The organism is Micromonospora sp. NPDC048909 (assembly GCF_040649635.1).
In the GTDB taxonomy this organism is placed as follows: Bacteria; Actinomycetota; Actinomycetes; order Mycobacteriales; family Micromonosporaceae; genus Micromonospora.
On sequence record NZ_JBEZFU010000008.1, the window covers coordinates 124,579 to 145,375 of the forward strand.

At 72.0% G+C, this 20,797-nt stretch carries 19 protein-coding genes and 1 riboswitch; of the genes, 13 read left to right on the forward strand and 6 right to left on the reverse strand.

Translation table 11 applies throughout. The features are described 5' to 3' along the window. Positions 1 to 20: 20 nt before the first annotated feature. Positions 21 to 1,052: a LacI family DNA-binding transcriptional regulator gene (locus AB0C04_RS22045; protein WP_357057504.1), complete on the reverse strand. Its 1,032-nt coding sequence runs from the start codon at positions 1,050 to 1,052 to the stop codon at positions 21 to 23. A gap of 117 nt (positions 1,053 to 1,169) precedes the next feature. Here AB0C04_RS22045 and AB0C04_RS22050 point away from each other — a divergent pair, with 117 nt between their 5' ends. The 7 genes from AB0C04_RS22050 (at position 1,170) to AB0C04_RS22080 (ending at position 9,186) form a co-directional block, all read left to right on the forward strand. After that, the gene (locus tag AB0C04_RS22050) at positions 1,170 to 2,396 is read left to right on the forward strand and encodes an amino acid ABC transporter substrate-binding protein (protein ID WP_357057506.1); all 1,227 of its coding nucleotides are present in this window, start codon (positions 1,170 to 1,172) and stop codon (positions 2,394 to 2,396) included. 6 nt (positions 2,397 to 2,402) lie between these two features. Next, positions 2,403 to 3,290, forward strand: coding sequence for a branched-chain amino acid ABC transporter permease (locus AB0C04_RS22055; RefSeq protein WP_357057508.1), 888 nt, complete (start codon positions 2,403 to 2,405; stop codon positions 3,288 to 3,290). Then, on the forward strand, positions 3,274 to 4,485 hold the full coding sequence (locus AB0C04_RS22060; RefSeq protein ID WP_357057510.1) for a branched-chain amino acid ABC transporter permease: 1,212 nt from the start codon (positions 3,274 to 3,276) through the stop codon (positions 4,483 to 4,485). The genes AB0C04_RS22055 and AB0C04_RS22060 overlap by 17 nt, the downstream gene beginning before the upstream one ends. Continuing rightward, the gene (locus AB0C04_RS22065; RefSeq protein ID WP_357057512.1) at positions 4,482 to 5,222 is read left to right on the forward strand and encodes an ABC transporter ATP-binding protein; all 741 of its coding nucleotides are present in this window, start codon (positions 4,482 to 4,484) and stop codon (positions 5,220 to 5,222) included. Before AB0C04_RS22060 ends, AB0C04_RS22065 begins: the two co-directional genes overlap by 4 nt. Beyond that, positions 5,212 to 5,961, forward strand: a complete 750-nt coding sequence (locus tag AB0C04_RS22070; RefSeq protein ID WP_357057514.1) for an ABC transporter ATP-binding protein — start codon at positions 5,212 to 5,214, stop codon at positions 5,959 to 5,961. Before AB0C04_RS22065 ends, AB0C04_RS22070 begins: the two co-directional genes overlap by 11 nt. A 109-nt stretch (positions 5,962 to 6,070) precedes the next feature. Then, positions 6,071 to 7,033, forward strand: coding sequence for a LamG-like jellyroll fold domain-containing protein (locus AB0C04_RS22075; RefSeq protein WP_357057516.1), 963 nt, complete (start codon positions 6,071 to 6,073; stop codon positions 7,031 to 7,033). A 50-nt stretch (positions 7,034 to 7,083) separates the two neighbouring features. Next, entirely contained in the window at positions 7,084 to 9,186 is a 2,103-nt protein-coding gene (locus AB0C04_RS22080) for a PQQ-dependent sugar dehydrogenase (protein ID WP_357057518.1), read from the forward strand. A gap of 91 nt (positions 9,187 to 9,277) precedes the next feature. Here the strand turns inward: AB0C04_RS22080 and AB0C04_RS22085 are convergent, their stop codons facing one another. Next, a complete protein-coding gene (locus AB0C04_RS22085; RefSeq protein WP_357057520.1) occupies positions 9,278 to 10,306 on the reverse strand; it encodes a LacI family DNA-binding transcriptional regulator in 1,029 nt (342 codons plus the stop codon). A 219-nt stretch (positions 10,307 to 10,525) separates the two neighbouring features. Between AB0C04_RS22085 and AB0C04_RS22090 the strand changes: the two genes are divergently transcribed. From AB0C04_RS22090 to AB0C04_RS22100, 3 genes are all read left to right on the forward strand, one after another. Continuing rightward, positions 10,526 to 11,677 (forward strand): Gfo/Idh/MocA family oxidoreductase, encoded by a 1,152-nt coding sequence (locus tag AB0C04_RS22090; protein WP_357057522.1) that lies wholly within the window; start codon positions 10,526 to 10,528, stop codon positions 11,675 to 11,677. A gap of 76 nt (positions 11,678 to 11,753) precedes the next feature. Beyond that, entirely contained in the window at positions 11,754 to 12,917 is a 1,164-nt protein-coding gene (locus AB0C04_RS22095) for a dihydrodipicolinate synthase family protein (protein ID WP_357057525.1), read from the forward strand. Positions 12,918 to 13,036: 119 nt separating this feature from the next. Further along, entirely contained in the window at positions 13,037 to 13,876 is an 840-nt protein-coding gene (locus AB0C04_RS22100; RefSeq protein ID WP_357057810.1) for a sugar phosphate isomerase/epimerase, read from the forward strand. A gap of 11 nt (positions 13,877 to 13,887) precedes the next feature. Here the strand turns inward: AB0C04_RS22100 and AB0C04_RS22105 are convergent, their stop codons facing one another. The 3 genes from AB0C04_RS22105 to AB0C04_RS22115 are packed head-to-tail and all read right to left on the reverse strand — an operon-like array spanning position 13,888 to position 16,322. Next, positions 13,888 to 14,640: an amino acid ABC transporter ATP-binding protein gene (locus AB0C04_RS22105; RefSeq protein WP_357057527.1), complete on the reverse strand. Its 753-nt coding sequence runs from the start codon at positions 14,638 to 14,640 to the stop codon at positions 13,888 to 13,890. Beyond that, positions 14,637 to 15,416, reverse strand: coding sequence for an amino acid ABC transporter permease (locus AB0C04_RS22110; protein ID WP_357057529.1), 780 nt, complete (start codon positions 15,414 to 15,416; stop codon positions 14,637 to 14,639). Before AB0C04_RS22110 ends, AB0C04_RS22105 begins: the two co-directional genes overlap by 4 nt. Before the next feature lie 39 nt (positions 15,417 to 15,455). Beyond that, entirely contained in the window at positions 15,456 to 16,322 is an 867-nt protein-coding gene (locus AB0C04_RS22115) for an ABC transporter substrate-binding protein (protein WP_357057531.1), read from the reverse strand. 264 nt (positions 16,323 to 16,586) lie between these two features. Further along, positions 16,587 to 16,699, reverse strand: a riboswitch (SAM riboswitch). Positions 16,700 to 16,899: 200 nt separating this feature from the next. Here AB0C04_RS22115 and AB0C04_RS22120 point away from each other — a divergent pair. The 3 genes from AB0C04_RS22120 to AB0C04_RS22130 all read left to right on the forward strand — a co-directional run bounded on the left by AB0C04_RS22120 (position 16,900) and on the right by AB0C04_RS22130 (position 18,483). Continuing rightward, a complete protein-coding gene (locus tag AB0C04_RS22120; RefSeq protein WP_357057533.1) occupies positions 16,900 to 17,343 on the forward strand; it encodes a PPC domain-containing DNA-binding protein in 444 nt (147 codons plus the stop codon). 155 nt (positions 17,344 to 17,498) lie between these two features. Beyond that, a complete protein-coding gene (locus tag AB0C04_RS22125) occupies positions 17,499 to 17,906 on the forward strand; it encodes a ChaB family protein (RefSeq protein ID WP_357057812.1) in 408 nt (135 codons plus the stop codon). Between the two features lie 160 nt (positions 17,907 to 18,066). Next, positions 18,067 to 18,483, forward strand: coding sequence for a nuclear transport factor 2 family protein (locus AB0C04_RS22130; RefSeq protein ID WP_357057535.1), 417 nt, complete (start codon positions 18,067 to 18,069; stop codon positions 18,481 to 18,483). 12 nt (positions 18,484 to 18,495) lie between these two features. Here the strand turns inward: AB0C04_RS22130 and AB0C04_RS22135 are convergent, their stop codons facing one another. Then, complete coding sequence (locus tag AB0C04_RS22135; RefSeq protein ID WP_357057537.1) at positions 18,496 to 20,652, reverse strand: glycogen debranching N-terminal domain-containing protein; 2,157 nt, start codon at positions 20,650 to 20,652, stop codon at positions 18,496 to 18,498. Between the last annotated feature and the right edge of the window lie 145 nt (positions 20,653 to 20,797).

A 20,797-nucleotide genomic window follows, 5' to 3' on the forward strand; every position in this document is an offset into this window, starting at 1 on the left:
GTGGTCGGCCCCGCGCGCGCTCAGGCGGGCGCGGGGCCGGTGGAGTCGCGGACCACGAGGGTGTGGCCGGTGGAGCGGCGGCGCGGCCGGGTGGACCGGGGCTTCAGCGCGAGCGCGAGCGCCATCCGCCCCATGTCGGTCATCGGCAGCCGGATGGTGGTGAGGCTGGGGGCCAGGTCGGCGGCGACCGACACGTCGTCGAAGCCGACCACCGACATCCGCTCCGGCACGGAGATGCGGTGCGCGCGCAGGACCGCCAGCACACCCATCGCCATCGCGTCGTTGAGGGCGATGATGGCGGTCGTCTCCGGGTGGTCGCAGAGAATCTGCTCGGCGGCGACCCGGCCGCCCTCGCGGGTGAAGTCGGTGTGCACGACCGGAAGGTCGGCGAGGTCCAGACCGTGGCGCTGCAACGCCGACGCGACCCCGGCCAGGCGGTCGGTGACCGTGGTGAGCCCGGCCGTGCCGGCCGCGACGGCGATCCGCCGGTGCCCCAGCGCGAGCAGGTGCTCCCCGAGCGCCCGCCCACCGGCCTCGTTCTCCGGCAGCACGGCGTCGGCGCCGAGGGAGTGCCGTCCGATGACGGCCACCCGCCCGCCGAGGTTCTGGTAGGCCGACAGCTCAGCCTTGGTCTCGGCCTCGACCCGGGGGTCGGTGTAGCCGGAGCCGGCGACGAGGATGATGCCGACCCGCTGCGCGATGAGGTGGCGGATCTGGCGCAGCTCGAAGCCGGGGTCACGCCCGGAGTGGCAGATCTGCACGAGCAGCCCCTGGTCGGCGGCGACCTGGATGACCCCGCCGGCGATCTCGGAGAAGTAGGGGTCGTCCACCTGGTGCACCACCAGCCCCACTGTGGAGCTCGCCCCGCCGGCCAGGGTGCGGGCGTAGGGGTTGGCAACATAGCCCAGCTCCTGGGAGACCCGGCGGACCCGGTCGGCCACCTCCTCGCTGACGCCGTCGCGGCCGGCCAGGGCGCGCGAGGCGGTCGCCAGCGACACTCCGGCCCGTTCGGCGACGTCGACGAGGCGCAACCTCGAGCCAGGCTTGGGCATCGGTAACTCTCCTGAAACATGGATGCTGGCGAGTATTGCCAGTGACGTAGCACACAGCCTAGAGTACGAAAGCGCTTTCGTAAGCGTTTCCAGCCCGGTGCAAAGGAGCGTCCGAGGATGTCCACCCGGTTGACAAAAATGAGATGGGCAACGGCATTCGGCGCGACGATGGCCCTCGCGCTCTCCGCTTGCAGCGGGGGAGGCGACGGGGGCTCGTCCTCCGGGGACGACCCGATCGTGGTCGGCATCTCGCTGCCGTTGACCGGCGACTTCTCCGAGCCCGGTAAGGGTGTGCAGCGCGGCTACCAGGCCTGGGAGAAGATCGTCAACGACAACGGCGGCCTGTTGGGCCGCAAGGTCCAGCTGAAGATCCTCGACGACCAGTCCAACGCCGATCGCGTCGTCTCCGACTACGAGCAGCTGATCGGCCAGGACCAGGTCGACGTCGTCGTCGGTCCCTTCTCGACCCGCCTCGTCGTGCCGGCCGCCCGGGTCGCCCAGGAGTACGGCATGTTGTTCGTCGAGCCGGCGGGCGCGGCGAAGGAGGTCTTCGAGCAGGGCTTCAAGAACCTGTTCTACGCCGCCCCGGCGGTGGCGAACGACCACTACAACCACCTCGCGGAGTACATCCTGGCGCTACCGGCGGGCCAGCGGCCCACCACGGCCGCCTACGCCGCCATGGACGACCCGTTCGCCCAGGGCACCGCGTACGGCCTGAAGGAGAAGCTGGAGCAGGCCGGCGTTCGCACCGTGGTCAACGAGGTCTACCCGCCGAACACCACCGACTTCAGCGGCATCGCCGCGAAGATCGCCTCGTCACGGGCGGACATCGTGGTCGGCGGCTCCCAGTACCAGGACGGCGTCAACCTGATCGTCGCCCTCCAGCAGCTGGACTACCAGCCCAAGCTGGCCGCCTTCTCCACGGCGCCGACCAGCCCCGAGTTCGCCGCCGCCATCGGCAACAAGACCGAGGGCATCCTCTCGCCCACCGGCTACACCCAGAAGGCGCCCTATCCGAGCAACGTCGAGTTCGTGCAGAAGTACACCGCCCAGTTCGGCTCCCCGCCGGAGGAGGACGAGGCGAACGCCTACACCACCGGCCAGGTCGTCGCGGCGGCGATCACCGCGGTCGGTTGCGCGGAGCAGGGCGAGTGCCAGCAGAAGCTGATCGACTGGATCCGTGGCAACAAGGTGGAGACCGTGGTCGGCCCCCTCACCTGGGACGCCACCGGCAAGCCGCAGGGCGCGCACATGATCCAGCAGTGGGTCAAGGGGGAGATCCAGATCGTGCTCCCCGCCGACGCCAAGGAGGCGGACATCGTCTACCCCAAGCCGGCCTGGTAGGCATCGATGTCCTCTGGCGCGCTGATCTTCCAGAGCGTCGTCCTGGGCGTGCTCCTGGGCGGGCTCTACGCCCTGCTGGCCTCGGGCCTGACGCTCTACTTCGGCATCATGCGGGTGGTGATGATCGCCCACTCGGCGTTCCTCATCCTCGCCGCGTACCTCGCCTGGTGGTCGCACACCCGGCTCGGCGTCGACCCGCTGCTGTCGCTGGTCGTCACCGTCCCGTTCTTCTTCGGCTTCGGAGTGCTGCTGCAACGGCTGCTGCTGTCCCGGCTGCGCCCGGCGACGCTGACCATGATGTCGGTGCTGCTCACCTTCGCCATCGCGGTGACGATCGAGGGCCTGCTCGGCTACGCCTTCAGCGGCACCCAGCGGCGCATCCAGCTCGGCTACGGCTCGGCGAACATCGAGCTGTTCGGCGCGCGGATCGCGGTGGTCAAGCTGATCGCGTTCGGCCTCGCCGCCGTCGCGCTGCTGACGCTCTACCTGCTGCTGAAGCGGACCACTTTCGGCTGGGCGCTGCGGGCGACGATCCAGCACCGCGACGCGGCCCGGCTGGTCGGCATCGACACCGACCGGGTCGCCGGCTTCGGTTTCGGCCTCGGCCTGGCCAGCGCGGCCGTCGGCGGCACCGCGCTGGCGCTGGACACCACCATCTACCCCTCGCTGCACTGGCACTGGATCGGGCCGCTGATGGCGATCATCGTCGTCGGTGGGTTGGGCAGCGTGCCGGGCGCGGCCGCCGCCGCCATGGTGCTCGGGCTGATGCAGAGCCTGTTGCAGATCCCGCTGAACACCACCTGGGCGCAGACCATCTTCTATCTCGCGCTCTTCGCCACGCTGGCGTTCCGCCCGCAGGGATTCTTCGGAGGTCGGCTTGCCCAGCGCTTCTGACCCCAGCACGGCGACACCGCCGCAGGCCGCCGTACCGCCACCGGCCGGATCGCCGGCGGCGTCGCCGGCCGGTGGACCGCTCGGCGCACGCCGGTCGGTGCTCACCACCGGTCGGGTCGTCCGTGGCGTCCTGCTCGTGGCGCTCGTCGCGGTGGCCCTCTCCTTCCCGTCGCTCGCCCCGAACCCCTACATCCTCTCCGCGGGCATCGTCGTGGTGAACTACGCGGTCCTGTCGACCTCGTGGAACTTCGTCGGCGGGTTCACCGGCTACATCTCGCTCGGGCACGGCGCGCTGGCCGGGCTCGGCGCGTACGGCACCGGGTTGCTCGTCACGAAGGCCGGCCTGCCGAGCTTCCTGGCCCTCGCGCTCGCGGCCCTCGCGGTCGCCGCGCTCGCCGTGCCGATCGGGTACGCGGCGCTGCGGGTCCGCGGCGCCTCCTTCGTGATCGTCTCCATCGCCCTGGTGCTGGTCCTGCTACTGATCTTCCAGAGCTGGGCGTCGTTCACCGGCGGATCCCGGGGGCTGGTCGTGCCGCGGCCCTTCCCAGATCTGCTGCGCCCCGAGCACCATCGGGTCTTCTACTTCCTCTTCGTCGGGCTGCTGGCGCTCGCGCTGCTGGCGTGGTGGCTGATCGACCGCTCGCGCTTCGGCCTCGGGCTGAAGGCGATCCGGGAGGACGAGGACAAGGCCGAGGCGCTGGGCACCCCGACGTTCACCTACAAGCTGGTGGTCTTCGTGGTGTCCGCCGGGTTCACCGGCTGTGCCGGCGGCCTCTACGCGCTCTGGTTCGGCGACCTCGACCCGGTCTTCCAGTTCTCCATCCTGACCGGCTCCTACATGGTGCTCATGGCGCTGCTCGGCGGGGTGCGCAACCTCTTCGGGCCGCTGCTCGGCGCCCTGGTCGTCGGCGTCGCGCTGGAGTACTTCAAGGTCGAGTACGGCAACACCCCGCTGCACCTGGTGGCGACCGGCCTGCTGCTCGCCCTGGTGGTGCTCTTCATGCCCGACGGCGTGCTGCCCGCGGTCGCGGCCCTGCGGGACCGGTTCCGCCCGGCACAGCACTCGATCCGCGAGGTGACCGCCGCCGAGCTGCGCGAGCAGCGGGAGCGCGACGATCCCGAGGCCGGGTCACCCGAGCTGGCCGGGGCGGGCAACGGCGGCGCGGGCACCCGGTCGACGAAGGAGCGGTCATGAGCGGCGGGCAGACACTGGCCACGGAGGGCCTGACCAAGGCGTTCGGGGGCGTGGTCGCGCTCGACGGCGCCAGCGTGGCCTTCCACTCCGGCAAGGTGAACGCGCTCATCGGGCCCAACGGCTCGGGCAAGACCACGTTCTTCAACTGCGTCACCGGCATGATCCGGCCGGACGGCGGCCGGACGACCTACCGGGGGCGCGACATCACCCGCGCGACGCCGCACGCCATCGCGCACGCCGGCGTCGGCCGTACCTTCCAGCTCTGCCGGGTCTTTCCGCGGATGTCCGCGCTGGACAACGTGCTCGCCGCGGTGCGCCCGGCGGGCCTGCTCGGTCAGCTGCGTGGCGCGCACGGCCGGGCCGAGGTCGACCGGGCCCGCGGCTGGCTGACCCGGCTGGGCATCGAGCACCTCGCCGACGTCGAGGCGCGGAACATGTCCTGGGGGCAGCAGAAGCTGCTGGAGCTGGCCGGCGTGCTGATGAGCGATCCGGAGACGGTGTTGCTGGACGAGCCGGCCGGCGGGGTCAACCCGGCGCTGCTCGACCGGATCGGTGGCCTGGTCCGTGAACTCAACGCCGAGGGCCGGACCTTCGTGATCGTCGAGCACAACATGGACCTGGTGATGAGCATCAGCGACCACATCGTGGTCTTCGACCGGGGACGGCCGATTGCCGAGGGGCCACCGTCAGTCATCCGCTCCGACGAACGCGTGCTGGGGGCCTACCTTGGCGTCTGAGATCGAACTCATCGACATCCAGGCCGGCTACGGGCGCGCCGCGCCGGTGCTGCGCGGCCTCTCCGTCGCGGTGCCGGCCGGCACCATCGTCTGTCTGGTCGGCCCGAACGGCGCCGGCAAGTCCACCGTGCTCAAGGTCGCCAGCGGGCTGCTGACGCCGCGCGAGGGGCGGATCCTGGTCGGCGGCCGGGAGGTGACCGGCCAGGGCCCGCAGCGGATGCTCGCCGCCGGGGTCGCCCACGTCCTGCAGGGGCACAGCGTGTTCCGCGAGATGACGGTGGCCGAGAACGTGCTGCTCGGCGGCTACACGCTCAAGGACAAGGCGTTCATCGCCGAGCGCGTCGAGTTCGTCAAGGAGCTCTTCCCGGTGGTTGCCGAGCGGTGGGGCAGCCTCGCCGGGCTGCTCTCCGGCGGGCAGCAGAAGCAGGTGGAGTTCGCCCGCTCGCTGATGGTGGATCCCAAGGTGGTCCTGCTGGACGAGCCGTCCATGGGCCTCGACCCCAAGGCGACCGCCACGGTCTTCGAGCAGGTGGTCCGGATGCGCGACGCCGGCACCGCCGTGCTGCTCGTCGAGCAGAACGCGCGGCGGGCGCTGGAGACCGCCGACCTCGGCTGCGTGCTCGACCTCGGCCGGGTGCACATCTCCGGCCCGGCGTCCGAGCTGTTGGCCGACCCGCAGCTCGGCGAGCTCTATCTCGGCGGACGACCCGCCGAGCCACCGGTTGCGCCCAAGCGCTGAACCCGAAACGGCACCACCGCAGCACCGACATAGGGAGGTCCGGCCGCTCCGGAAAACGCTTGCCCGGACGGTGGACCGACGAAGTTCGTGGCACAGAGAGGTGTACGCGATGTCGAGAGCAGGACGCGCGGTCGCCGCCACCGCCGCACTCGTGGCGGCCGGTGTGCTGGCGGGAGCCGCGGCGCCACCCGCGCTGGCCGGTTCCCCCGGCCCGCGCGACGTTCACCCGTCCCTACGAGAGAACCTGGTCGCCTTCTACGACTTCGACCACCCGGTCCCCGGCGACCCGGCGCTCGAGCGCGACCAGGGCCGGTCCGGCACCGAGATCGAACTGGTCAACGGCGGCGCGCAGATGAGGGTCGCGGACCGCGCCTACCGGGGCGCCGGCCGGGCGCTGCAGACCCGGCAGGTCGAGCCGAGCGTCGCCGGCAACGACGACTGGAAGGCCGGCATCTACTCCGCCAGCGGCGTGCGGACCATGCGTCCGTTCAACGCCGTCGCCGGCACCACCGTGATGGGCTGGTTCAAGGTGGAGATGACCAGCCCTCGCCCCAACTCCAACACCGCCGACCCCGCCGACCTGTTCAACGCGATCGGGCTCGCCGGCGTGCTGACCGGCGACTCCGACGGGCACGGCGTCCGGGCGCTGCTCGAACTCATCGACGTCAACGGTGAGCTCCGGCTCGTCGCGCTCGGCCGGCGCCTCGACGGCGGCAACTCGCAGACGTTCGCGGCGGAGGGGGACTGGCGCACCCTGCTGCCGGCGGGCGAGTGGGTGCACCTCGCGGCCACCTTCGACTTCGCCACCGGCTCGATGGCGCTCTACCGCAACGGCCGGCCGCTCGCCGGCTTCTACACCCGTACCGACGACCCGTGGCTGGTGAGCGGCCCGGGCCCGCACGTCACCACCGCCTCCGATCCGCGCGGCATCAAGATCGGTGGCAGCTATCCGCAGGACACCCGTGAGCAGAACCCGTGCGACTGCCGGATGGACTCGCTGATGTTCCTCGACCAGGTGGTCTCGGCGCGTGACGTCGAGAAGCAGTACCGGCACATGACCCGGGGGCACTGACCCGCCCCGCCACCCGTCCCGCCATCCCTGTCCCGAGAATGGAGTGACCCTTGCGCATCTCCACTCGTCGCGCGCGCAGACCGGTGACCACCGCCGTGCTCGCGGCCGCCGCGCTCACCCTGTCGCTGCTGGCCGCGACGCCGGCCCAGGCAGCCGACCCGATCTACGATCCGATCCCCGAGGCGCAGATCCAGAGCCGCCTCGGGCTCGTCCTCGAGGAGTACACCTCCTTCCCGAAGTCCGAGCCGACGCCCGCGCCGACCGACCCGCGGTTGATGCGGCAGGCCCGGATCAACACCATCATGGAGATCCCCGACGGCTCCGGCCGCCGGGCCGTGCCCGATCTGAACGGCCAGCTCTACGTCGTGAAGAACGGGGTGCCGCACGTCTACCTCGACGTGGCGGCGGCCTTCGCGCCGAAGTTCTTCTCCGGCCGCGGGCTCGGCCAGGGCTTCGGCTACGTGGCCTTCCACCCGGACTTCAAGCGCAGCGGCAAGTTCTACACCGTGCACACCGAGCAGGCGGCGCTGGCGACCGAGGTGCCGGACTGGTCGCAGAGCGGCACCATCTTCCACGGCGTCATCACCGAGTGGACGGCGAGCGACCCCGCGGCGGACACGTTCGCGGGCAGCCGGCGGGAGGTGCTGCGCATCGGCTTCGGCGGCCAGGTGCACGGCATCCAGGAGATCAACTTCAACCCGACCGCCAAGAAGCGCGACCTCGACTACGGGATGCTCTACATCGCCGCCGGCGACGGCGGGCTCGGCGTGCGCAACACCGACCCGCAGAACTTCGCCCTGCCGCACGGCAAGCTGCTGCGGATCGACCCGCTCGGCACCAACGCCGCGAGCGGCCGCTACGGTGTCCCACCGTCGAACCCGTTCGTCGGCCGGGCCGGCGCGCTCGGCGAGATCTACGCCCTCGGATTCCGGGATCCGCACCGGTTCAGCTGGGACCGGCAGACCGGCGCGCTCTACCTCGGCCACATCGGTGAGCACGCCATCGAGGCGATCTACGAGGTGCGGGCGGGCGACAACTTCGGCTGGAGCGAGCGCGAGGGAGCGTTCGTCTTCGACAAGACCTCGACGCGTCCCTGCGACAAGCTCTTCCCGCTGCCCGAGGACGACGAGCAGTACGGCTACACCTACCCTGTGGCGGCGTACGACCACGATCCGGCCCCGGGCTGGAACTGCACCTCGGACGTCGGCGTCGCGGTGGCCGGCGGGTTCGTCTACCGCGGCCGGGACGTGCCGGCGCTGCGCGGCAAGTACGTCTTCGGTGACCTGGTCGACGGCCGGGTGCTCTACACCGAGGCCAAGCAGATGCGCCGCGGGGAGGGGCTGGCACCGATCCACCGGCTGGCTCTCTTCGACACCGCCGGCAATTCGGTGCGGATGCAGGACCTTTCCGGCCCGGGTGCGCCCGCGCCCAGTGACCCCAACCGGGTCGACCTGCGGTTCGGCACCGACGCGCAGGGCGAGCTCTACCTGCTGGCCAAGGCGAACGGAAAGATCTGGAAGGTGACCGGTACCCGGGAGTTCGCGAGCGGCCAGGTGGGCAACACCAAGGTTCGGGACACCATGCGCCCCAGCAACTGGGCGCCGGTGACCCCGTCGAAGTGGCAGTTCACCGGCAAGCAGGTGATCCTGGCCGAGGCCGGCGTGACCCGGCCCGGTCCGCGTCGCCCGTTCGAGTACGCGGTACTCACCGCCGGGCCGGAGTTCGCCGCGGTGGACGTCACCGCCGAGGTGCGGTTGGACACCCCGGTAGAGGTGACCAACCGAGATGTGATCATCGTGTTCGGCTACAAGTCCGACACGGAGTTCTACTACGCGCACGTCTCGACGGACAACACGATCCTGCCGCACAACGGCATCTTCAAGGTCAACAACGCCGACCGGGAGCGGATCGACTACCAGTGGAACGGTCGCTCCCGCGGCGCCGCGCCGGCCATCGTGGACGCGGACTGGCACACCGTGCGGGTCAAGCACCTGCCGGCGACGGGAGAGATCGCGGTCTACATCGACGGGGCGAAGGACCCGCTGATGACCGCGAAGGACACCACGTTCGGCTCGGGTCGGGTGGGCTTCGGCTCGTTCGACAACATCGGGCGGATGCGTGACCTCACCGTACGCGGCACCCCGGCGGCCTGACCGGCCGCCGGCCCGGCCGGACGGGCAGGGGAGCGGCGGCAACGTGGCCGCCGCTCCCCGCTCCCTCGGCTCGTGGGTCGGCGCCGCCGGGTCAGGCCGGTACCCGGGGAGTGCTGGCCCGCAGCACCACCTCGCCGCCGATCCGGCGCAGGCGGGGCCGCTCGACGTCGTCCTCCAGCGCCAGTCGGACGGCCAACGCCCCGATCTCCTCCAGGGGGATCCGCACGGTGGTCAGCCCCGGATTGACGTCGCGCAGGGTGGCGATGTCGTCGAAGCCGGCGATCGCCATCGCGGCGGGAAGCTCGAGCCCTCGATCGCGCAGCGCGGCCATCGCGCCCACCGCCATCACGTCGTTGACGGCGAACACGCAGCTGACGTCGGGCGAGAGGTCGAGCAGTTGCTGCATGGCCTGGTAGCCGCCGTCCCGGGTGAACGGCCCGGGCACCACATGCTCCGGCGCGAGCCGGGCGCCCCGGCGGGCCAGCGCCTCCCGGAAACCGGTCACCCGCTCGGTGGCGGTGACCAGGTCGGCCGGACCGGAGAGCACCGCGAACCGGCGGTGCCCGAGATCGTGCAGCGCCTGCCCGAGGTCCCGCGCGCCGGCGTCATTGTCGATCGAGATGGTGTCCACCGGGAGGCGCGGCTGGCTGACTGCCACCGCCCGCCCCCCTTCGGCCTCGAACGCGGCGAGCTCGTCGGCAAGCCGGTCGGTGGCGGCCCGGTCGTCGGTGCGACTGCCCACCACGATGACGACGCTGGCCCAGTGCCGGCGGAACGCGCCCACGTAGTCGGACTCCGCCCGGGGCCGGCGCTCGGTGCTCGCCATGGTGACCAGCAGTCCGTGCGCCTCGGCCTCGCGCATCACCCCGGCGGCGACGGCGGAGAAGTAGGGGTCGGCGATGTCGTGCAGCGACAGGCCGACGATGTTGGTCCGGCCGCGGGCCATCGCCTGGGCGTGGGCGTTGGGGGAGTAGCGCAGCTCGGCCGCGGCCTGCAGCACCCGCTCGCGCAGCTTCTCGCCGACCACCCGGTTCGCGCTGCCGTTGAGGGCGCGGGAGGCGGTGGCCAGCGACACGCCGGCGCGGCGCGCCACGTCGTGCAGCGTGACGGAACCGGTCACGAAACCGTTCCTTCCCGAACTCGACCGCGGGCGGAAATCGCTTACCGCCAGCGTAGGAAGCGGTCGATCACCTCGTCAAACCCGTCGTCCGGCCGGTGGCCCGGATCCGCGTGGCCGAGCGCCCGTCCCCGCCGTCGACCCACCGGTGCGGCCGGGGCTTGCACGGGTGCGGGGCTCTGCCATACCGTCTCGGTAAGCGCTTTCCAAGGAGGTTCGTCGATGGCCGGTCGCAAACTCGGAGTGGTGATGAACGGGGTGACCGGCCGGATGGGCTACCGGCAGCACCTCCTGCGGTCCGTCCTCGCCATCCGGGAGCAGGGCGGCGTGCTGCTCTCCGACGGCACCCGGGTGCAGCTCGAGCCGCTGCTGGTCGGCCGCAACGAGACCAAGCTGCGCGAGATCGCCGAGCGGCACGCGCTGCCCCGCTGGACGACCGACCTGGACTCCGCGCTGGCCGACGCCGACTATCCGGTCTACTTCGACTCCCAGCTGACCCAGGTCCGGGAGAAGTCGCTGATCAAGGCGATGGACGCCGGCCGGCACATCTACACCGAGAAGCCGATCGCCGAGTCGCTCACCGGGGCGCTCGAGCTGGCCCGGCACGCCCGGCGGGCCGGGGTGAAGAACGGCGTGGTGCACGACAAGCTCTACCTGCCCGGGCTGATGAAGCTCAAGCGGCTCGTCGACGGCGGCTTCTTCGGCCGGATCCTGTCGGTGCGCGGCGAGTTCGGCTACTGGGTCTTCGAGGGCGACTGGCAGCCGGCGCAGCGGCCCAGCTGGAACTACCGGGCGCAGGACGGCGGCGGCATCGCGCTGGACATGTTCCCGCACTGGAGCTACGTGCTGGAGAACCTGTTCGGCGCGGTACGGGCGGTCACCGCCCGGGTCGTGACGCACATCCCGCAGCGCTGGGACGAGCAGGGCCAGCGCTACGACGCGACCGCCGACGACGCCGCCTACGCCATCTTCGAGCTCGACGGCGGCGTCGTCGCCCAGGTCAACTCGTCCTGGGCGGTCCGGGTCAACCGGGACGAGCTGGTGGAGTTCCAGGTCGACGGCACCGACGGCAGCGCGGTCGCCGGGTTGCACCGCTGCCGGGTCCAGCCACGGGCGGTGACCCCGAAGCCGGTGTGGAACCCGGACCTGGTGGAGACCCAGGTGTTCCGCGACCAGTGGCAGGAGGTGCCGGACAACGCCGTGCTCGACAACGGCTTCAAGGCCCAGTGGGAGCAGTTCGTCCGGCACGTGGTCGAGGACGCGCCGAACCCCTACGACCTGCTCTCCGGCGCCCGCGGAGTGCAGCTCGCCGACGCCGGGCTGCGCTCCTCCCGGGAGGGCCGCCGGATCGAGCTGCCGGAGCTGACGGCATGAGCGGGCGCAGCGGGCGGATCATCGGGCACCGCCCGCCCGGGCCGCCCGCCGGCACCGACCGACGCGGGGTGCCGGCGTGAGCGCGACCGTGCGGCTGCCCCGCGCCGACGGGTCGTGGGAGCGGCGGCGCCTCGCCGAGCCGGCCCGCTGGCAGCGGCCGGCCGAGCCGCTCACCGCCCGGATCGCGTTCGCCGCCGCGCACGTGGTGGCCGACCCGCTGGGCGACAACGTGCCCGGCGCGCCGGCGGTGGTGGACTGGGAGTCCACCCTGGCGTTCCGCCGGCACCTCTGGTCCTACGGGCTCGGGGTGGCCGAGGCGATGGACACCGCCCAGCGCGGCATGGGCTTGGACTGGGCCGCCACCCGCCAGCTGATCGACCGCAGCGCCGCCGCCGCCCGCGAGGTGGGCGGCCGGATCGCCGCCGGCGCCGGCACCGACCACGCGCCGGCCGACCTCACCTCCCTGGACGACGTCACCGCCGCCTACGAGGAGCAGATCGAGATCGTCGAGGCCAGCGGCGCGCAGGTCATCCTGATGGCCAGCCGGCAACTGGCCCGGCTGGCCCGTGGCCCCGAGGACTACGCCAAGGTGTACGAGCGACTCCTCGGCCAGGTCTCCCGCCCGGTGATCCTGCATTGGCTGGGGCCGATGTTCGACCCGGCGCTGCACGGCTACTGGGGCTCGGTGGAGGTCCCGGCGGCCACCGCCGCGTTCCTCGACCTGATCGGGCGGCACGCGGGCAAGGTCGACGGGGTGAAGGTGTCGCTGCTCGACGCGGATCACGAGCGGATGCTGCGGTCCGCCCTGCCCGCCGGGGTGCGCCTCTACACCGGCGACGACTTCAACTACCCGGAGCTGATCCGGGGCGACGGGACGCACCACAGCGACGCCCTGCTCGGCGTCTTCGCCGCCATCGCACCGGCCGCGTCGGCGGCCCTGCAGGCCCTCGACCGGGGCGACCTGGCGAGCTACGACGCGACCTTCGCGCCGACGCTGCCGCTGGCCCGGCACATGTTCACCGCCCCGACCTGGTACTACAAGACCGGCGTCGCCTTCCTGGCCTGGCTCTGCGGTCACCAGCCCGGCTTCAGCATGGTCGGCGGCCTGCAGAGCGGCCGGGGCGTCGTCCACCTGGCCGAGCTGGCCCGGCTCGCCGACGACGCCCGGCTACTGCCCGACCCCGACCTGGCCGCCGCCCGGCTGCGGGCCTTCCTCGACGTCGCCGGGGTGCCGCGATGACCGCCACGGGTGGTCCGGCACCGGCCACTGCGGACACCACCGTCGACGGCCCCGCTCCGGCGTCCACGGACACCGCCGTCGACGTGCCCTCCGGTCGGCCGGCCGTCGAGCCGACCCCGGTGCCGGGCGACCCGCGGCTGGCCCGGCTCTCGCTCAACCAGAAGACCACCGACCGGTGGTCGGTCGCCGAGGCGGTCGCCGGCTGCGTACGGGCCGGCCTGCCCGCGATCGGGTTGTGGCGCGAACCCGTCCAGGCGATCGGCGTCCCCGCCGCGGCCCGCCTGGTCGCCGACGCCGGCCTGCGGGTCTCCTCACTGTGCCGGGGTGGGTTCCTCACCGCCGCCGACCCGGCGGCCCGACGCCGCGCGCTCGACGACAACCGGCGGGCCATCGACGAGGCCGCCGGGCTGGGCGCGGAGTGCCTGGTCATGGTGGTCGGTGGCCTGCCGGACTCCTCCCGCGATCTGGCCGGCGCCCGGGAGCGGGCCGCCGACGGGATCGCCGAGCTGGTCCCGTACGCGACGCGGCGCGGGGTGCGGCTCGGGCTGGAGCCCATGCATCCGATCTTCTGCGCCGACCGCGGAGTGCTCTCCACCCTCGGCCAGGCGCTCGACCTCGCCGAGCGGTTCCCCGCCGATCAGGTCGGCGTCGTGGTCGACACCTTCCACGTCTGGTGGGACCCGGACGTGCTGGGCCAGATCCGGCGGGCCCGGGGCCGGATCGTCAGCTTCCAGGTCTGCGACTGGATCACCCCGCTGCCGCCGGACGCCCTGCTCTCCCGGGGCATGATGGGTGACGGGCACATCGACTTCCCGCTGCTGCGCCGGGCCGTCGAGCAGGCCGGCTACCAGGGGGACGTCGAGGTGGAGATCTTCAACGCCGAGGTGTGGGCGGCCGACCCCGAGGCCGTCGTCGCCACCCTGGCCCGCCGCTACGTCGCGCACGTGCTGGCCGACTGACCGGCCCGGGCTCAGAGCACCTGGTCGAGGAAGCGGCGCAGCCGCGGGTGTTCGGCCTCCTCGAAGATCGCGGCCGGCGGCCCGGCCTCCAGCACCACCCCACGGTCCATGAAGGCCACCGTGTCGGCGACCTCGCGGGCGAAGCCCATCTCGTGGGTGACCACCACCATGGTCATGCCGCCGGCGGCGAGGTCCGCCATCACCCCGAGCACCCCCTTCACCAGCTCGGGGTCGAGCGCGCTGGTCGCCTCGTCGAAGAGCATCACCTGCGGCTGCAACGCCAGCGCCCGGGCGATCGCCACCCGCTGCTGCTGGCCGCCGGAGAGGTGCGCCGGCCGGGCGTCCGCCTTGCCGGCCAGCCCGACGAGGTCCAGCTGGGCCCGGGCCACCGCCACCGCCTCCTCCTCGCCCAGCCGCTTGATCCGGCGCAGCGCCAGGGTGACGTTGCGCAGCACGCTCATGTGCGGGAAGAGGTTGAACTGCTGGAAGACCATGCCGACCCGCTGCCGCAGCGCGTCCGGGTCGTCGGACAGCACGCTGCGTCCGTCCAGCAGCACGTCGCCGCGGTCCGGCTCGATCAGCCGGTTGATGGTCCGCAGCAGGGTGGACTTGCCCGACCCGGACGGGCCGATCACGCAGGCGGTCGTGCCGCGCGGCACATCCAGGTCGACCCCGCGGAGCACCTGGTTCGCCCCGAAGGCGAGGTGCACGTCGCGCACACCCAGGCTGACCGAGGTGCTGGTGCTCGTGGTGTCGGTGCTCATCGCTGGCTCCCTCCCGCCGCGCCGGGCAGCGTCAGGTCCACGTCGGAGGTGTCGTCGGTCGGTGGGGCACCGGGGCGGCCGTGTCGTAGCCGCCGGTCGATCGCGTTGACCACGTGCGTCAGCGGCACGGTCAACGCCAGGTAGAAGAGCCCCGCCAGCAGCAGCGCGGACTCGTTGCCGGTGGTGGCGGCGTAGTCCTGGCCGATCCGGAACAGCTCCCGCTCGCTGGCCACCAGGCCGAGGAAGTACACCAGGCTGGAGTCCTTGATCAGCGCGATGAGCTGGTTGACCCAGGCCGGCAGGACGCGTCGTACGCCCTGGGGGATGATCACCATCCGCATCGACTCGGTCCAGGAGAAGCCGAGCGCCCGCGCGCCCTCCAGCTGGGCCGCCTCCACCGACTGGATGCCCGATCGGAAGATCTCTCCGATGTAGGCGGCCGCGATCAGGGAGAGCGCCAGGATGCCCAGCGGGTAGGGGTTCGGGCCCCAGACCTGCATGCCGAGCGGCGCCAGCCCGACGCCGATCAGCAGGATCGTCGCGGCGGCCGGCAGTCCCCGGAACACGTCGGTGTAGACCCGGGCCGGCCAACGCTGCCAGCGGGTGCGGGAGATGCCGGCGATCGCCAGCAGCATGCCCAGCACCGAGCCGAGCAGGGCGGCGGAGGCCGCCAGGATCAGCGTGTTGGGCAACCCGACGGTCAGCATCTCGGGCAGCGCCTCGCGCATCGAGTCCCAGTCGAAGAAGGTCTCCCACAGGGTGCGCAACGGATCCATAGTCGCCTCTCCTACCGCCCCGCTCGTCGTCTCGTACCGTCAGGAGGCGGCCGACGCCGACGGCGCCGCCGGAACCGCCACGGTGCCGCTGCCCGGCTTGAAGTCCGCCGGCACCGGCCGGCCCGGGTAGTACTGGGCCTGCAACCGGCTCCAGGTGCCGTCGGCGATCACCTCGTCGAGGGCCTTGTTCAGCGCCTCGCGCAGCTTGTCGTTCCCCTTCGCCACCGCGTACGCGGTCGGCGCCGGGCTGAGCTGCTTGGCGGCCACGGAGATCTTGCCGCCGCTGTCCGCGGCGGACTTCTCACCGATCTCGGCCGGGGCGATCCAGGCGTCGGCGGTACCGGCCTTGAGCTGGTTGATCGCGCCGTTGTAGTCCGGCACCCGCACCGGGTTGAGCTGCTTGCCGGTGGCGTAGTCGTCCTGCACGGTGCCCTGTACCACCACGACCCGCTTGCCGCTGAGCTGGTCGAAGCTGGTGATCGGGGAACCGGCCGGAACGTCGAGTCCGAAGTAGCCGAAGTCGTAGCCGTTACCGAAGTCGACGGTCTTCTTGCGCGCCTCGGTGATCGTGATCGAGGAGCTGCCGACGTCGAACTTGTGGTTGTTGACCTGGGCGAGCAGCGCGGAGAAGTCGGTACCGACGAACTCCACCTTCAGGTCGATCTTCGCGGCGACCGCGCTGAGCAGGTCGTTGTCGAAACCGGTGAACTTACCGTCCTTCAGGTACACGTTCGGCGGCGCGTCGGTGAGCGTGCCGGCCCGCAACACGCCGGGCTGGAGCAGCTCGTACGGGTTGTCCGCCGCGCTGGACGAGGCGTCGTCGCCGCAGGCGGTGAGGGCGGCGGTGCCGAGGAGTGCGGCCACGCCGAGGGCGGCCACCCGGGTCAGGGCAGGAAGAGATCGCACAGGTGTCTCCGAATGGTGTCAGCGGCGGGGCACGGGCGTGCGCCGCCGACGGTGCGCCCGGTGGGCGAACCGCGGGATCGATCAGGGGAGCGGGGGCGGGCGCGTCAGCGCGAGGGGCGACACGCGGCGCTGCAGACCCACATCATGTCGACGTGGCGGCGCCGGGTCAGGGCCACCGGCGCGGGCGACGGGACCGACGCGGCGACCGGAGGAGTGCTGGTGCGAATCATCATGGTTCTCCTGGGTCGGGTTGACCTGGGAACCAGGCCACGCTTGCACCGGAGGTTGCTCCGATGCCTGGTCTTCACCCGGGGCACCCCACCGCGGAGGAGGGTTGCCGGCCAGCGAGCCGGGGCTTGACGCTGGCGCTCATGACCTGCGCCGAGGCTAGCAGGGCGGTACGGGGCATCGTCCACCCGTTATGACCACGCTCACCCGGGCCGGCCGGGCCGGGTGAGGCCGCGCGTCCGAAGCCGGGCGAATCACCCACCCGGCGCGGGCGGCGGTGACACCATCACCGGATGGTGGACGCACCGCCGGGCTGCGGCGGCGCGGAGGCAGAGGTCGGGTGGGTGCGATGCGGGACGTGGAGCTGCCCGAGGACGGCCGGCGGGTGGTCGTGGTCGTGCTCGACAAGGGCGAGGACCCGGTGGCGGTGATCAACCAGGTCGCCGTGGACCGCAACATCCGGGCCGCCACGGTGACGGCGGTCGGCGGCTTCCAGGGCGCCGAGCTGGGCTACTTCGACCGGGACCGGCGCGAGTACCAGCCGATTCCGGTCACCGGGCAGGTGGAGGTGCTCAGCATCCTGGGCGACATCGCCGACGACCGGGGGCGGCCCACCCTGCACGTGCACGCGGTGCTCGGCCGGCGCGACGGCAGCACGGTCGGCGGTCACCTGCTGCGCGGCGAGGTCTGGCCGACCCTGGAGGTGGTGATCACCGAGGTCGGCGCGCGGCTCGCCAAACGGGTCGACCCGGCGACCGGTCTGGCGCTGCTGAGCGGAACCGCCGAGCGGTGAGCCGGGGCCGGTCGTCGTAACCGGCGCGCCCCCGGACGGAGCGGGTGGCCCGACGGGATCCGCTGGCGTACCCCGACGGTGGCGGGGTACCCGTCCCGGGACGACGCCGCCCGAGGAGGTACGCCGTGCCGGACAAGCACGAGCAGGCCGAAGAGATGCGTGACGACGTGCCGTCGACCGTCGCCCGCTCCGACGACAAGGCGGTGCGGACCTACAAGAAGACGCTCGAGTCGGCCGAGGAGACCTACGGCGACGGCGAGCGGGCCCACCGGACCGCGTACGCCTCGTTGAAGCACACCCACGAGAAGGTCGGCGACCACTGGGAGCCGAAGGAGCGTCCCGGGCCGTCTGATCCGCAGGCCGCGTTGGGCGGTCCCGCGTCCCGGTCCCGCCCCCGGGAGACGGCGCAGGGGGTGGACGCCAACGCGAGCAAGGAGCACCTCGACGAGGTGGCGCGGCGGGTCGGTGTCGCGCAGCCGGAGGAGTTGGCGAAGGGCGATCTCGTGCAGGCGATCGAGAAGGCGAACGCCCGCGCCACCGCACGGGCCCGGCGACGACGGTGACCCCGGCCGGACCGCCGGTCCTGGCCGGGCGGCCCACCCCGCTGCGCTGACCCGGCCTCGGGCGGCCGGCGCCGCCGATATGGTGGCGGTGAGGCACCGGACGACACGGGGGCGGGGCGGTGCGATCGCCATGGTCGCAACCCGCGGAGAGGTGGGCGCCATGACGACGAACCGGGACATCGTCACCCGAGCCTTCGCGGACTGGTCCGCCGGCACCGGCGCGATCAGCGACATCTTCGCCAACGACATGCGGTGGGAAGTGGTCGGCAACTCGGTGGTGGCGGGCACCTACCAGAGCGCCGACGAGTTCCTCACCCAGGCGATGCGGCCGTTCAACGCGCGGTTCGACGCGAACGGCCAGTACCGGCCGGTGGCCCTCCGGGCGATCTACGAGGACGCCGACGCGAACACCGTCATCGCCGTCTTCGACGGCGCGGGCGTCACCGTGACCGGCTCGACGTACGAGAACACCTACGCCTGGTTCCTGACCTTCCGCGACGGCAAGGTGGTCGACGGGACGGCCTTCTTCGACAGTCTGGCCTTCAACGAGCTCTGGAAGATCCCGCCGGCCAGCTGACGAACGCGGTGCTCAGCCGGCCTCCCGGACGGAGGATCGGCTGCCGTCGGCGTCCAGGTCCCATCGGCGGCCGAAGGCCGGGCTCCCGGTCAGCCGGATCCAGCCGAGCGATTCCGGTATGTGCGGGTCGAGGACCAGCCGGCCGTCGACGGCGTCGAGCCCGAGCAACGTACGCAGGAAGAGCAGTGGCGCGCCACTGGCCCAGGCCTGCGGGTTGCAGGCGGTGGGGTAGGGGACGGGTTGCCGGCCGAACGCCCGGTCGTAGCCGGAGAGGGCCTCGGGCAGCCGGTGCTCGGAGTAGGCGGACGCCTCCAACATGGCGGTGACGATCCGGACCGCGTCGTCGTGGTGGCCGTAGCGGGCGAGGCCGGCGGCGATGAGGGAGTTGTCGTGCGGCCAGACCGTGCCGAGGTGGTATCCGATCGGGTTGTAGCCGTGGTCGCCGGTGGAGAGGGTGCGCACCCCCCAACCGGAGAACATCTCCTCGGACATCAGCTGGGCGGCCAGCACGTCGGCCCGCTCCTGCGGGACGATGCCGCTCCACAGCAGGTGGCCCATGTTCGAGGTCATCGAGTCGATCTGGCGCCCGTCGCCGTCCAGGCCGATCGCGTAGTAGCCGCCCCGCTCCGGAATCCAGAAGTCCCGGTTGAACCGCTCCCGCAGCGCCGCCGCCTCCGTCCGCAGCCGCGCGGCCATCGCCGGGTCCTGCCAGGGGCCGTCGGCGAGTTCCGCCATCCGCAGTTTGGCGTCGTAGGTGTAGCCCTGCGTCTCGCAGGTCGCGATGGGCAGCGCCGGGATGCTGCCGTCGGCGAACTGGACGCCGTCGCGGGAGTCCCGCCAGCACTGGTTGCCCAACCCCTGCGAGGAGCGGGTCGCGTAGCCGACGTAACCGCTGCCGTGCAGGTCGCCGAACTCGTCGATCCAGCGCAGCGCCGCCTCGGCGTTAGGTCGCAGCTTGCAGATCAGCTCGTCGTCACGGGTCCAGCGCCAGTACTCGGAGAGCAGGATCAGCCAGAGCCCGGTGCTGTCGGCGGCGCCGTAGTAGGGCTGGTAGGGCTTCACACCGAGTTGGGTCAGCTCGCCGGTGCGGTATTCGTGGAAGATCTTCCCCGGCTCCCGGTCGGTGAAGTCGTGGGTCTCGCGGGCCTGGTGTGCGGCGAGTACCACCAGGGCGCCCCGCGCGACCTGCGGGCCGAACGCCACGGTCTGGTACGAGGTGATCAGGGTGTCCCGGCCGAAGACGGTCATGAACCAGGGCAGCCCGGCCGCCAGCAGGACCACCGGCTCACCGCGGATCCGCTTCTCGATCCGCATCGACACCAGGTCGGCGGCGGACTTCTCGTACGCCGCCACCAGCCGGTCGGACTGACTCTCCAGCGTCGGCACCGTCGCCAGCCAGCGGCTGGACGGGTCCGCGGCGTCTCGCTCGAAGACGTCACCGAAGCTGCGTGGCACCGGCTCGAAGTCCTCCTCTCCACAGCGCAGCGGCACCCGCAGCTCGCAGCGCCAGGCCTGGCCGCGGGCGAGCCGCAGGTGCCAGATGAGGGCGTCGCCGTCGACCCGGTCCGCGGCCGGATCGGCCGCCACCCGCACCGAGGCGGCGTAGTCGCCATTGCGGTAGGCGAAGCGGAGCGTCGACCCGTCCGCCTCGTGGTTGCGGGTGATCTCCGGGGACCGGTCCCGCCCGGACTCCTTGATCTCGAACAGGTCGGCGAAGTCGGTGCCGACGTCGAGGCGCAGCCGGAGTTCGACCGGCTCCGCGCCGAAGTAGCGCAGCTCGATCCGCTCGTACATGCCGTCGCCGACGAAGCGTTGCCGGCGGATCCCCACCCGGTTCGCCGGCAGGCCGAGCAGCTCGGAGTTGGCGAGGAAGAAGGCGGCCGAGAACGGGTCGACCGTTCCGGACCCGAGTACCAGCAAGGGGGCGTCGTTGATGGTGAGTTCCCACCGGTTGAGGAAGCGGGTGTCGTCGTGCACCAGCCCGCCGATGGAGCCCTTCGGCACGTCGCCGCGGGCGTTGGAGAACATGAAGGTCCGGCCCTCGAGCACGCCGACGGTGTCCGGCCCCAGCTCCGGCGGCAAGTCCCGGCAGGCACCGCTGTGAGTCAGCCGCTCGCCGTCCGCCGCCGGCCACGGCTGAGCCGGGGTGCGTCGTTCCGTAGCCGTCACGTACACCTCCAGCCGACGAACCGGACATGCCGTCACCGTCGATCAGCCTATGCGGCGCGGGGCCGACGCCGCCCTGGCATCGACCAACATGGGTGGGGCCGGCGCCGGGATCGCGGTCCATAGATGAAGGTAGATTATTTTGGTA